This window comes from Roseobacter denitrificans OCh 114, from assembly GCF_000014045.1.
Lineage (GTDB): Bacteria > Pseudomonadota > Alphaproteobacteria > Rhodobacterales > Rhodobacteraceae > Roseobacter > Roseobacter denitrificans.
The window spans coordinates 2,932,365-2,946,091 of sequence record NC_008209.1 but is presented as its reverse complement, the minus strand read 5'-3'; the positions used below and the strand labels follow the sequence as shown (position 1 = coordinate 2,946,091).

The following is a 13,727-nucleotide window of genomic DNA, read 5'->3' as shown; positions in this document are numbered from 1 at the left end:
AATGCTTCGCAAAGCAGGAGGGGCAGCCCCTTGGGTAGGAGGGCCATGGGGGAAGTCATAACCTTGTTAGTATTCGGATGGCCGCTCGGAAAAATGTGCCGCGCAATCTTGTCCCGTGCAGTTTATTCGGGCGCGCGCAACTCAAGGGCTTGCAATCGTTCTTCCAGCATCTCAACCTTTGCCACGAGTTCTGCATTGGTTGTGCCAAGTTCAACATACATCGAGAGAAGCTGTTTGAGCGCTTCATCCGACCGGTCCGAGACAGTTGCGATTTCAGATCGCATCGAACTCTGCTGTATGGAAAGTTCGTTGAGTGTTCCCACCTGTCCATTGTGTAGGCACAGCAAGTATTCGAGATAACTCTCGACTTGTGTTTCGAAGGAAATGCCGCGCCAATAGCTGGGTTCAGGGCAGTAGGCTTGCGCTTTGCCTGTCAAGCCAAACACCAGAAGCGCCGCCAACGACATGTGAATGGTGATATTCATCGCTTCGCCTTAGAACAGCATTTTGTAAACATTGCCATTTGTGTCCTTAGCTATTCCATAGCCATTGGCTGTACCGCTGCCTGTGAAAAACTCCACGTCAAACCTTGTATTGTCTGAACATGTCGCGAACGCTTGCCCTTTGTTGACACCCGGAACATTTCCGACTGTGGTTGAATAGCCAGCTACTGAACCGAACTGCGAGAAAAGCGACCCTGTTGTTACGCTCGCAGACTGAGGTGCAACGGATGACCACTTGCCGGTGCAGACTGCCCCAGTTGGCATAGAAAAGGAAAAGCCCCCGGTATTTCCGGTGATGCCATCAACCGTGGCAACCAGCGTCGGCACAGGGCTTTGTTGGCTCATCGGCCCTGACACGGGATAGAGGTTCGCAGTTGTCGAGCAGGCTGCCTGCCCTAGCAAGGACAAGCATAGCAGTCGTTTCAGCATAGGTCTTCCTTTCCACAAAAATCCAAACAAAACGGCGACCTGAGTGACGCCACGATTATCCTGAAATGGTATTATCCTGACTTGGGATTACCCGACTGCCTGCATTCGATCAACAGGCAGTCACTTGACCAAGACACTTCGCACACCTGAACATGTTTACCTGTGCCAGCGGCTCAGGCAGGTGCGCCTTGATGCAGGTCTGACCCAAGCTGACTTGGCAGAGCGATTGGACAAGCCACAGTCCTTTGTTGCCAAGGTCGAGACGCAGGAACGAAGGCTGGACGTGATCGAGTTCGCCAAGTGGATGATGGCTTGCGATAGTATTGACGTGGCACACCAGACTATCACCGCACTTGCAGGCGGCTTGCACGGCGAAGGACAACGCCCCTAAACCTTAAACTTCTCAAGGGCTTCTTGTTTCTGCACCAGCGTGTGCCCTTCCTTGAAATAGACCTGTTGCGCCACGCCTTGGCGCTCGTGGCCGACAATCTCCTGAAACAGTGGTTCTGGCACACCCGCCTGTGCAAGCCGCGTGACCATCGTGTGTCGCAAGCTGTGGAACACCAGACCGCCCTCCTTCATGCCCAGTCCCGGCAAGAGCACGTTGTTGAACCGGCGACCCAAGTTGCGGCCATAACCTTCCTTGGCATTGTAGCTAAAGGACAGGAACAGGCGTTGTCCTTCGGGCTTTGCCGCGACCCAATCGAGGAAGCCAAGTTGGATCAAATCCGAGTGGACAGGAACACGGCGCTTGGCGGCAGGGGTCTTGAGGCTCTTGTTTGGCCCGTCATCATTGATGTCGATAAACCAGATGTCGCCTTCTTGTCGGATGTCGGTGACGTCAAGCTGGGCAATCTCACGCAGTCTTGCACCCGTATAGAGACCCAGAAGCGCACCCCACTTGTGATCGTCTTCCTTCACAAACCCGGACGTGTTCTCAGTCAGTTCTTGAAACAATCGCTTGGTTTGGGCTGGCGAGAATGCCTTGCGTCCATCATCCGGCTTTTTCCGCGCAGTGATTTTCATCTCTTCAAACAACTTTTCAGTCGCCTTTCCATGCGTAACCGCCCATTTCCAGAAGCGATAGAACATGGCCATATGGTTATTCACCGTCTCAACAGATACCTTCTTCATTCCCGGCACTTCTATCGCCTCAAGCAGCGGTAAGTCTTTCGTTTCAGTCTTGGTTTTCCGATTGATCGGCAAGGACTGCACCACCTTTTTGACTTCGGCAGCGTCATGGCGCGTTATGTCCGCCATCCTGCGATCAGGCCCGAAATACTCCAAAAGCACAGACAAGAAGGCTCTTGCTTTTGCGGCCATATGGTCGGACCATTGCGGCTCAGCCATGAAGTCTTCGATTGCCTCTCCCAGAGACGCGGAGCGGGCCTGTGGTGGCCTTGGCGCAGTCTGGCATGGTTTGGTGAAGGAATAGCCTTCAAGGCTCTCAGCGGCGCTTAGAATGGCTTTGATCTGATCCCGGCGGGCCTTGCGCATTTCTTGGCGCAGGGCTGGCTCATTTTCGGCCCACTGAGCCTCTGTAAGGCCCGCTGAGGCCCGGAAGCTGTCCAAGGTGCCTGTGTCAAGGTAAAGGTCCGACAGGTCGTCAAAACCGCCTATGGCGTCCTCGTGGACGTCTAGCTCTTGGCGCAGGGCATCAAGGGACCGCTCAGGCAACCCGGTGTCGTTCAAACGCTCCACATAACGATCCAGCGAAGCTGCAAAGTAACTCCGCACGATGTCCCGCATCTCATCTTGTCTGAGCCTAGCCAAAGTTTTGTTCTCGCGTATCAATCTGCCACAGGATGCAAGATGACGGGCAAGATCGCCAGCCCGATCTGGGCACTTGGTGCGCAAGGATATTCTGACAGTGCGGCGCTTTTGTTCCTCAGCCTGAGGGAGTGGCCAGCGGAAGTAGTAGACCCCGTGGCGCGACGGCGAGAGGTAGGCGGACAGTTTCATGGGCATATGCTCCACTCTGTGTCGCACTTGCCTGTCCAAGACCTAAGTCATTGTTTTAGCGTATTATGGCGGAGACGAAGGGATTCGAACCCTCGAGACCCTTCCGGGCCTACTCCCTTAGCAGGGGAGCGCCTTCGACCACTCGGCCACGTCTCCGCTGACGGGTATAGCCGCGTGGCTACCTGTAACACAAGGTGAAATTGGCACTTTTTCCTTGTGTCGCGCCTGATAACACAACCTTATGATAAAAAACGACTTATCTCTTTCGGGGGGCGGTTCGGGCAGTGTCTCGCTCGGGTGTGGGTTTCAGTGCTCTTGGATGAAGAAGCCTGCACCGTCTGCTGCCGCTTGCTCCGATCAACCGCAAAATAACGCCTATGGGTCTCTTTTGGCCGTGCGGCAGGTGTCCAGATCCACGTTTGCAGGGCGGGTTTTGCGGCATTGTTTGCGATGACGGAGAACTTTGGATCTCCTTACGTTGGCACCGTTCATGGTGAAATTGCGCTTGGTTTCGTCTCGCTTGCACAGAGCCGCTTTGTGGTGAAGACCCAAGGCGGGGTCCTGAGTTGAAGGTTTTTCAACCGGGCCATCTGGCACGGGATCAACGACGCGGTTTATACGTCGCTAATGCCCTTGCGCGACTTGGCGGTTCAGGGTTCGCGCAGGGCTAGAATATGACCCTCAAAGCCGCTATTTCGGGCCTAACGGCCGCTGAAAACAGGCTAAATCAGTTGACGCAGTGTCAGCGTCTAAATACCGTAAAGCCCAAATTAAAATAAAATTTATCGTGATGATCCACCTTGGTGGTTCATGCATAGCCTTTTAAAAACCCGGGCTGGTCTTTCCGAGAAACCGTTCTCGGACTGGAACACCCGGATGGAGACAGATTAATGGCCATTTCGTATTTCGGCAGCAATTACAACGTCGTCGCCACCACCGTAACTTTCACACCCAAGGACAGCCAGTTTGGCCCCGGCGCGGGGGGGGACCCGATTGAACCGATGTTCTTTGGCATTGGCGGGGACGAGTTGCGCACAACCCCCTTCAGCGTGGGCGGCCCTGTGGTCATGGATTTGCCGTTTCTTGGCGAGACGGAGGTGCTCACAGCCCGTCTGTTTGGTGAGCTTGGCGCACGCATGGGGCTTGAGATTACTGCAGGGCTTGAAAAAGGCGCGGATGACCCGGAGGATCCGGACCTGATCACACCGGGCCAGATCGCGGCGGTTCTGCCCTATGACCTTGTCGTGGCCTATCCGACACTCGCGCCAGATATCGCCTCGGGTGATCTGATTGATCTGTTTTTCGACACAACTTTCAATCCCGGTGCCAGTGCTGAGACAGGGTTTCAGACCCGGTTTCCCAGCCTGATCTTCGAGATGAACCTCATTAACGAACTGGATGTGGTCCTCGGGGCGGAGGTTGGTATTCTGGGGTCGAACACGACCTTCACGCCGGTTGATTTCAATGCCTCCACGTCGATTCCGCTGATTTCCGTGGACACGGCGCGTTTGGATGATGAAGGGGGCGCTGATCCGCTCAATGTGCTGGGCGTCGGCACACAGAACATCATCAGCCTGCTGGGGCTGGAGCCGATTGAAAATGCGAATGGTGAGTTCCGGGGCATTTCGGTGCCGCTGAACGCCTTTTTCGACACGACGCTGCCGGAGGACCGTGCCGATGCCAGTACCGGCGTCACGGGCGATCAGCCGACAGGCCGCGTGCCCGAACGCCCCGAGATCGACATCGGCCGGATCGAATTGTTTGTCCCCAACATCAATGTTGCGTCCAAGGAAGTTGACGGGGTCTATGTGGCGGATCCCGGCAAACGCGTCGTCAACGGCGTGATCGAGGATGACGCCACGGGCAGGGGCAACAAGGATGATCTGGCGGCGCTCGTTCTCGATCTGGATGGGCTGACGACACTTGCGACCGGCGGTGCCTTTCCGCCGCTTGAACTGGGCTGGGAGCTTTTCAACAGCAACAACGGCGAGACCGATGAGGACGCCAGCCCCTTCGAACTGGCCATTGATTTCTACTACAACTTGCTCGATGTGGAACTGCGCGCTGCCTTCCCGCTGGCGCAGGAATTCGAGCTGACGCCCGAGATCGCCACCAAAGTGTCGTTCTTCGAAGCCACGCCAGAGGGCGAGAAGGGCGATGCGGTCGCGGTGCAGGTCGCGCAGACGAAAAAGCAGCTTCTGTTTGATGCCTCCGGCTCCTTCACCAGCGACGCGGTGGCACAGCGGCTATCGGAACTGGCGGCGCAATCCACACAGGTGGCCCGCGATATCGAATTGTTTGTGGACCTTGAACGCGCGATCCCCGGGGCCTTTACCGGGGATGTGGGCGGTGTATCGGCTGTGCTTGGCATCAGTCGTGACGGCGGGCCATTCGAGCCGTTGGATGCCCTGGGCAACGCCCCGATCATCGAATCCGCGCCGCAACTGGGCGCAAATCAGAACGTCGACCTTGATCTGACGGGCGTGCAATTCGGCTATATCATCAGCAGCCAGATCAACGGGCCGGAGACAACCGAAGTCATTCCGGTGGCATTTGATCCGGATTCGACCGTCTTTCGCCTGGTGGATGTCGAAGCGCCCGCCGGGCTGACGGAAACGGATTTCCTGAGCGATCTGTCGGCGCTCAATGTGATCTATGGTGGCGAGCAGATATTCGTGGAGGTCGAGACCGAGGCGCGCCCGATTGTGCGCAGCACCACGGGGCTGGAATTCGATCTGTCGCTGCTGCTGTCGGGGCTGGAATTCGAGGCCGGGTTCAACGCCAGCGTCGATCTGGGGCCGTTTTCGGTCGGCGTGGGTCTGGATCTGGGCGTGGGGCCGCTCTTTGACGAGACGATCCCACTGTTTAACGCGGATCTGATCACGCTGTTTGACGAGACATTCTCGATCACCGACAGCCGCACAACGTCATTTCTGCTGGGCGGAGACGAGGCACAGGGCGAACTGGCGCCCGGGGCCATCGTCGGCACCGAAGACGACGATAATGTTGACGCTGTGGCCGTCGCTGCCGCGCAGCAGCAAGCCGATGCGGCGCAGGTGGTCATTGATGACACCACACCGTTGTTGGCCGCCGCTGTCGCGGCAATTCCCCCCGCCCAGGAAGCGGCAAATCTGGCAGGTGCCCAGTTTGCTGCCGCTCAGGCAACACTTTCGCAGTTTCAGGTTCTTTTCAATCGCGGCCTCGTTTCAGCGGCCGACCTTCAGGAGGCTACCGACAACCGCAACCAGGCGCAAGCCAATGTGGCGCAGGCCAATGCCTTGCTCAACGCGCGTGTTGCCGAACGTGATGCGCTGCAACAGACACTTGATCAGGCAAATGCCGATCTGGCAGCGGCCAACGTGATCCTCGCCAGTGCGGGTAACCCCGAACTGCGCGGCACGGCGCAGGCCGATGTCATCGTCGGTCTCGCGGGCGACGACAGGCTTCTGGGGCTTGAGGGCGATGATACCCTTTTCCCCGGTGAAGGTGCCGATACCGTCGACGGCGGCGATGGCATTGACACGGTTGATTTCAGCGACCTGACCGGGGCGGTGCTGACGAGCGCGCATCAGGGCCTGCTGCCTGCGGGCGCGCGCGCAGGTATCAACGTGCTGTTGAACGATGGTGTCGAAACCGCCGCCGAGATCAACAGCGATGGCACGCTGGGCGCCGTGACAGAGGTCAGCAACGTCGAGCGCTGGCGGTTGACCGATTTTGCGGATGTCCTGCGGTTGGATCTGGCAAGCCCCGGCGATTTGGCCGAATTGCGCGACGTCTCTACGCTCGGAGGTGATGATGTGGTCGAGGCGACCGGGCTGTTCCGGCGCGAGGTGACGGCACCGGCGCTCAACATTGACCTTGGGGACGGCGATGACCGATTCATCGTTGGTGATCAAAACGGCAGCGATCTTGCCCAACTTGCACCCGGCATGACCCTGCTGGGCGGAGCGGGGACGGACACACTTGTTGCAAGCGGTGTGGTTGATCTGCAAGCTGGCACCGGGCCGGATGGTGTGACGTTTTCAGGCTTTGAGAACATCACCCGCGTATCAGGGACATTCGGGACACTGTTGGGCGATGACGGGGCCAACAGGTTGCAGGATAGTGCAGGCGACGGTTTTCTTGCCGGGCGTGGTGGCGCGGATATCTTGCTCGGCGAGGCGGGCAATGACGTTTTGATCGGCGGGCTGGGTGCGGATGTTCTGGACGGCGGGGCAGGGCTCGACACGGCCAGCTACGCCGATAGCACCACCTCCATTTTCATCCGCGAAGTGCCCGGTGCCCAGATGCTCGGCTTTCGGGGCGAGGCGCAGGGCGACGTGCTGATCGACATCGAGCGGATCGAGGGTTCGGCGTTCAACGATCTGTTCCGGGGCGGCGAGCGCAGCATGATCATTGAAGGCGGCGCAGGTGATGACCGCATCGTTGCGGGCGGCGGAAATGACACGATATTCGGGCAGGACGGCAACGACCTGCTCTTGCGCGCCGAAGAGGGGCGCGTGTCAGGCACCAATACTTTTGACGGTGGCGACGGATTTGACCTGCTGGGCGGTTTTGAGGGCGGCGTGCGCCTTGCATCCGGGTCGGTTTCGGGCACGGTGCGTTTTGTCAATCGTGACCCACGCGGTATTCTGCCCTTCCGGGATGAAAATGTGGACCGCACGGGCACGTTCACCTATCAGGCTGTGGTGGAGCAATTCCTGCGTGTGCGCATGGCCGATGGTGTGGCTGAAATCATCGAAGAGGACGTCAACAGCAACGCGATCTTCACCAGTGTGAGTGTCAACGGTCGCTACAACTATACTGAACGTGGCCTTTTCAACATCGAAACGGACTGGCGCAACGTCAACATCCAGACCGTTGAACAGTTCGGGTTCACGCGCTCGGCCTTGCTGGCCTCCAGCAATGATTTCGTGGATGGAACAGGCCGGGACTCTCTGCGGACGTTTATTGCCGATAACGTCAGCGGCGTTTCTTCCAGCGATATTGTTTCGACCTTCTATTCCTCCGACATCCGCTCCATCGGCAGTCTGTCCTCCACCGACCGCGTGCTGTCGCGCGACACTTTCACCAATGTTGAAGGCATCATCGGCACCGACCGCGATGATGAGATGTTTGGGTCTGCCGCGGATGAAGCGTTTTACGGCAATGGCGGGGACGACTACGTCGAGGCCGCGGCGGGCGACGACATTTTGGGCTTTGGCGAGGGGCAGGCGCTGAAGAACCTGACCAACCCGCCGGGAGACACGGCTGTGCCGGTCTTCGGGCGTCAGGGGGGCACGATCGAGCCGCAGAACAACCCGACCATTCTGGAACGTCTGCGGACACTGGACCCGGATGACGCGGTTGCCGGTGCATCGCGCGCGACCGTCACGGGCGATGTGGATGGGGCCGGGAATACGCGCGTCGACTGGGGCTCGTTCCTGTGGGGCGGTGCGGGCATCGACACGCTTGACCTGCGGTTTGACCGGGGCCTGAACTTTTTGCCGACAGACGGGCCGGAGGCGCGCGCCATCGTCGATCTGGATGCAGCACCCACCAACACCACGATCAACACCTTTACCGGGGAGCGCGTCGTTTATGGCACGGCGGTGTTCACCAATCCGGGCGAAGATGAGACCGCACCCGGTTCCTACGTCAATGCAACGCTTTTTGGCATCGAGAACGTATTGGGCACCGCGAACAACGACATCATCAGCGGTGATGCGCGTGACAACCGGATCGAAGGCGGCGGCGGCGCCGACACCATGGACGGGCGTGGCGGCACGGATACGGCCAGCTATGCGCTGGCCTCCGAAGGCGTCGAACTGAACCTTGTGCGCGACGGCGCAGGCGTGCGTCTGGACAACAGCGGCGGCGGCACTGGCGATGCGGCGGGCGACACGGCGGTCGGTTTCGAACGCTTTGAAGGGTCGGGCTTCGCAGATACGGTGACACTGACAGGGGTGGTGACGACAGGCACGAAAAACATTTCGTTTGACGTCGCGCATTTCTTTCCCGAGGTGACGGTACCGAGTGGTATCCCGGGCAACGACGAAACATTTCAGGCAGAAACGCGGGTCTTTACCGAAACCGTCCCGATGCACGACACGCTGCTGACACCTGCGACACCCTTGGTTACTCTCGCGCTGGGGGATGGCGACGATGTGCTGACAGCGGGCGCCGGAACGCCGGTTGTGGCCGATCTGGGCGACGGGGCCGACACGGTGCATCTGACCGGTGTTGTGCATGATATCGATCTGGGCGCGGGCGACGACATGGTAAGCGTCGCGGCACTTCCCGACGGGGCCCTGACCGGGCGTTCTGCGGCGCAGCGCACCACCTTCATCGACGGGGGTGACGGTGTTGACACGGTGCGCTTTGCCTCAGATGCCTTCGTCAGCCTGCAATCTGACGGGGCAGGCCGGGCCATTGTGACCGTGGCCGCTGAACCCGCTGCGACCGAGACGACCGCGTTCATCAATAGCCGCACGTTCACGGATTTCATCTTTCCATTCACCTCTGTCCAGCGGACCTCCGATCTGATCGGAGAGATCGACATCACCGGGCAGGCCAGCTTTACGGACGCGCTGGATGCGATCGACGCATCCCCCGCCATTTACGATCTGACGAATGTGGAGTTCATCGAGATTGATGGCGCGCGCATTCGCCTGAACGCCGCCGATCCGGTGGTGGATGCCGATACCACGCTGACAATCACCGAGGACGCGCGCGATCCATTCGATCTGGGCATCATCGTACCTGCGGCAGAGCGCAGTGCCGGGGCAACCTACAGGATCGATACGCTGCCGGAGACGGCGCAAATCGCGCTGCCGGAAGGCTTCCCGGGGTCAGGTCCCGTCGCCGAGGGCGATGTCCTGACCGCAGAGGAGCTGGCCGCCTTGCAGGTCATCCCGGGACAGCTCTTTGGCGGCGTGGTGGATCAACTGGTCTTTGAACGCGTCAATCCACCTGAACCGGAGGATGCGCGCATTGCGACCCTGCCCAGTGTCGCGCCGCTGGACGGTGTATCGCTGAACATCACAGCCCCGGTCAGCCCGGATGGGGATCCGCTGACCGTCACGCTTACCCAGGCGCCTGACAGCGGCACTTTGTTTGTCATGCGGCCTGATCCGGGTTTTCTTGCCCTCGGGGTGACGATGCCCATGCCCGTTGCGGTGACGGTGGGCGACACGCTGACGGTGGAGGAACTTGCCGGCCTGTCCTACCGACCTGCGGAAAATGCGACAGGGTCGGTCGGTGCGGTCGCCTATGAGGTTGATACGGGCCTTGGTCTGCGCGAATTGAGCCAGACCACCGGGACCGACGACGCGCCGGCAGAGCGTGATGGCCGCGCGAGCCAAACGATCACCATCGAGATCACGCCGGTAGACGACGCGCCCGAAGTTGCGCGCCTGTTGTATCCGATCTCGCCCAATGGTGTGCTGGAGGCAACACTGAATGTGGCCGATGCGGAGGATGATCCCTTTACCCTGAGCGTCGAACAGGCGCCGACCCTCGGCGCGCTGACCCTGAACGCCGATGGCTCTTTCGTATACCGTCAGGATGGCGTGGTTGATTTTGCCGGGGCGGATTTCGTCGAGGACCGCTTCAGCGTGCGTGCAACGCAGGACGGCAGCAGCCTCGCATCGCCCGCGGTCACGCAGGTGGTGCGCATCATAAACCCCGCCAGTCAGGCGGCCATCGTGTTTGACACCACACGGCCGGATGTCTTCTTTGACGATCAGGGCGACCCGATTGCACTGGGCGGTTTGGGCACCGACGACACGGTGATTGGCCATGATGGCAATGACCAGCTCTTTGGCTTTGGGGGCAAGGACCGTATCCTCGGCCTTGAGGGGGATGACACCCTGTCGGGCGGCTCTGGCAACGACAGGCTGAATGGCGGCGACGGCAACGATGCGATCGAAGGTGGTGCGGGCGATGACATCCTCTTCGGCAAGGCCGGGGATGACACGCTGGATGGCGGCGCGGGCGATGACGAGTTGATCGGAAGCGATGGCAACGACGAGATCAACGGTGAGGCTGGCAATGACATTTTGCGCGGTGGTGCGGGCAATGATGTGATCGAAGGCGGCGCGGGCGACGACACGGTCTTTGGTGGCAATGACGAAGACATCATCAACGGCGGTGTCGGTGACGATATGCTCGGCGGTAACGGCGGCAGTGACATCATCAACGGCGGCAGCGGAGACGATATGCTGATCGGTGGTCTGGACGGCGATGTTCTGGACGGCGGTGACGGTGCAGATGAACTGCGCGGCGGCGGCGGTGATGACACCCTGTGGGGTGGTGACGGCGACGATCTGATGTTTGGCTCGTTCAATGACGATGTGCTCTATGGTGGTGCGGGCGATGACGTGTTGAACGGCAACACGCAGGTGGATGCGCTCTTCGGCGAGGCGGGGAATGACATTCTGCGCGGCGGCGATGGTTTTGACAGCCTTGATGGTGGCACGGGCAATGACACGCTCGAAGGGGGTAACGGCAAGGACGTGCTGAACGGTGGCAGCGGGCAGGACATCCTGCGCGGTCAGGCCCAGAACGATACGTTTGTCTTTGCAGAGGCGTCGGATTCCGCCTTTGGCAGTGCCGATCTGATCGACGGTTTTGAGGGTGTCGGCGTGCGGGGCGGTGATCTGATCGACGTGTCGATGATTGACGCCAACATCGCAGTGGCGGGGATGCAGTCCTTTGTCTTCCTCGGGGCGCTGAGCACGGCAGAGGGCTTTGCTGCAGGTGCAGGCGCGTTGTGGGTGGAGGACTTCGGCACCCAAACGCGGCTCTACGGCCTTGTGGATGATGACAATAGCATCGACCTGGCCGTCCGTATAAACGACGGCGCCACGACGACAGCCAGTGACTACTTTGCGGGTGATTTTATTGTCTAGAGGCGGCAGTGACCTGAGGCCTTAAGGCTCGTTCACTTTTGAGTAGGATCCGTCCCGATGGGCGAGGTTTGCCGCGAACATGGCACCCTTTGACCGGCAGGTTATCGCCCAGCAATGACCGAGAGTGGAACAGCGACGTTCTACAAGTCGGAGTTCGGCGGGATGGATGTGTCGGAGGCCCGTAAGCTGAAGTCGCTTGAGGATGAGAACACCAGGTGGAAGAAGCTGCTCGCAGAGCAGATGCCCGACAACGCGATGCTGAAAAATGTCGCCTCGCGAAAGTGGTGACGCCCGCCGAAAGACGCAAAGCTGTGGTTCATCTGTGTGATCAGTCTGGGGTCAGCCAACGGCGGGCATGCGATATGCGGGAGGCAGATCGCTCGAGTGTGCGACATCGCATTCCACCCTATGATGCTGACCTGCGCAAAGCGATGAAGGAGGTTGCCGCGGAACGTCGGCGTGTCGGTTATCGGCGCATTGATATTATGCTGGAGCGTCAAGGCATCCACATGAACCAGAAGAAGCTGCGGCGACTACATCGCGAAGCAGGGCTTCAGGTGCGCAAAAGGGGCGCGCGCCGCCCGATGGGTCTGCCAGAGACGATCCATCAGCGGTGGAGGCCGGGCTTCGTTTCAGCCGCCTTCAGACCGTCTCATCCTTTGCGACGCAAACGACTGCCGGGCAATGGATGGCCGGAGGTTCCGTGTTGTGGCCATCATGGACGATTGCAGCCGGGAGTGTTTGGTGCTTGTGCCCGACACGTCACTGTCTGGCGCGCGGCAGACACGCGAGCTGGATCAGATTATTCAGGTACGCCGGATGCCCACGGTAAATGTCAGTGACCTGCCCCCCTGAGAGTTCGCGTTTTTTAGTTAGCTCTGTTCAGGTTTTGGTCCTCTCTTGACCGTTGGTGGTACTCCCACGGGGTGAGCCCGTCGAGGCTTGAATGTGGGCGTTGGTGATTGTAGCCGGCGCGCCTTGCCGCAATCATGTGGCGGGCATGGCGCAGAGACGGGAACAGGTGCTCGTTCAGGCACTCCTCGCTCATCCGTGCGTTGAAGCTTTCCACCAGGCCGTTCTGCATGGGCTTTCCGGGTGCGATATAGTGCCAGTCGACCTTGCGATCCTCTTGCCATTTGAGCATCACGTTCGAGGTCAGCTCCGCCCCGTTGTCGCTGACCACAAGGCATGGATAGCCTCGCAACTCGGCGATCCGGTCCAGCTCACGGGCGACATGCGCACCGTCAATGGATGTGTCGACTACGGCGGCCAGGCATTCCTGGCTGAAGTCGTCGATGACATTCAGCACCCTGTACCGCCGCCCGTCTTCATGCGCGTCCAACATGAAGTCGAGCGACCACCGTTGGTTTGGGCCCTGCGGGATTGCCATGAGCGCCCGCGTCCCGACAGCACGCTTGCGACCGCCCCATTTACGAACGGTTAACCCTTCTTCGCGGTGGAGCAGGTACAGCTTCTTCCAGTTCACCTCCCCGCCCTCTCGCTTTAGCAGGATGTGCAGCCGTCGATAGCCGAACCGGCGCCGCTCAGAAGCAAGTTGCTTCACCCTTGTACGCAGCGCTATGTCCACTGGACGCTTCGACGTCCGTCGGTACAAACGCGGATCAATCCCCGCCAACGTACAAGCGCGACGTCGATTGTAGCCTTTGAACGAACACATCTTCGGCAATCTCGCCGAAGCCCGGAAAATCATCGAAAACTGGAGGACCGGCTACAACACAGAACGACCATACACATTACTCGGCGGGCTGGCCCCGGCCGTCTACGCCAATCTCAACCGTGCAAGCAAGCCTGCCTCGCTTGAGCTCCGCAAAAGCTCCGCTCAGCAGTCCTTGACCACAACCAAATCAACAGAAAGAAACATGAACGCATTCTACACCTAAACGGCCCGGATCAGGGGGCTGGGTCAGTCCAAACACCGGGA

7 protein-coding genes, 1 tRNA gene and 3 pseudogenes are annotated in these 13,727 nt (G+C 59.5%); 6 read left to right on the top strand and 5 right to left on the bottom strand.

The features are described from left to right. Positions 1-122: 122 nt before the first annotated feature. Together RD1_RS14130 and RD1_RS20990 are read right to left on the bottom strand one after the other, a co-directional pair. The gene (locus RD1_RS14130) at positions 123-485 is read right to left on the bottom strand and encodes a hypothetical protein (RefSeq protein ID WP_011569199.1); all 363 of its coding nucleotides are present in this window, start codon (positions 483-485) and stop codon (positions 123-125) included. Positions 486-494: 9 nt separating this feature from the next. Continuing rightward, positions 495-932: a hypothetical protein gene (locus RD1_RS20990; protein WP_074958666.1), complete on the bottom strand. Its 438-nt coding sequence runs from the start codon at positions 930-932 to the stop codon at positions 495-497. A 124-nt stretch (positions 933-1,056) separates the two neighbouring features. On the opposite strand from RD1_RS20990, the gene RD1_RS14125 reads away from it, so the two are divergent. Next, entirely contained in the window at positions 1,057-1,323 is a 267-nt protein-coding gene (locus RD1_RS14125) for a helix-turn-helix domain-containing protein (RefSeq protein ID WP_011569197.1), read from the top strand. Here RD1_RS14125 and RD1_RS14120 read toward each other — a convergent pair. Both RD1_RS14120 and RD1_RS14115 read right to left on the bottom strand, forming a co-directional pair. Beyond that, entirely contained in the window at positions 1,320-2,681 is a 1,362-nt protein-coding gene (locus tag RD1_RS14120; protein WP_245897294.1) for a site-specific integrase, read from the bottom strand. The genes RD1_RS14125 and RD1_RS14120 overlap by 4 nt on opposite strands. A 279-nt stretch (positions 2,682-2,960) precedes the next feature. After that, positions 2,961-3,050, bottom strand: a tRNA-Ser gene (locus tag RD1_RS14115). A gap of 734 nt (positions 3,051-3,784) precedes the next feature. Here RD1_RS14115 and RD1_RS14110 point away from each other — a divergent pair. The 4 genes and pseudogenes from RD1_RS14110 (at position 3,785) to RD1_RS21330 (ending at position 12,640) form a co-directional block, all read left to right on the top strand. Then, positions 3,785-11,785: an Ig-like domain-containing protein gene (locus RD1_RS14110; RefSeq protein ID WP_011569194.1), complete on the top strand. Its 8,001-nt coding sequence runs from the start codon at positions 3,785-3,787 to the stop codon at positions 11,783-11,785. 114 nt (positions 11,786-11,899) lie between these two features. Beyond that, positions 11,900-12,073 carry an IS3 family transposase gene (locus RD1_RS20860; RefSeq protein WP_011569193.1) on the top strand — a complete coding sequence of 58 codons (174 nt, stop codon included), beginning with the start codon at positions 11,900-11,902 and terminating at the stop codon, positions 12,071-12,073. Between the two features lie 74 nt (positions 12,074-12,147). Next, a pseudogene (locus RD1_RS21455) lies at positions 12,148-12,300 on the top strand (IS3 family transposase); the annotation flags it as partial. Between the two features lie 193 nt (positions 12,301-12,493). Next, the gene (locus RD1_RS21330) at positions 12,494-12,640 is read left to right on the top strand and encodes a hypothetical protein (RefSeq protein ID WP_245897292.1); all 147 of its coding nucleotides are present in this window, start codon (positions 12,494-12,496) and stop codon (positions 12,638-12,640) included. Positions 12,641-12,653: 13 nt separating this feature from the next. Here the strand turns inward: RD1_RS21330 and RD1_RS14095 are convergent. Beyond that, positions 12,654-13,451 (bottom strand): annotated as a pseudogene (locus RD1_RS14095) (IS3 family transposase); the annotation flags it as partial. Here RD1_RS14095 and RD1_RS14090 point away from each other — a divergent pair. Continuing rightward, a pseudogene (locus tag RD1_RS14090) lies at positions 13,450-13,686 on the top strand (integrase core domain-containing protein); the annotation flags it as partial. The pseudogenes RD1_RS14095 and RD1_RS14090 overlap by 2 nt on opposite strands. Positions 13,687-13,727: the final 41 nt, after the last annotated feature.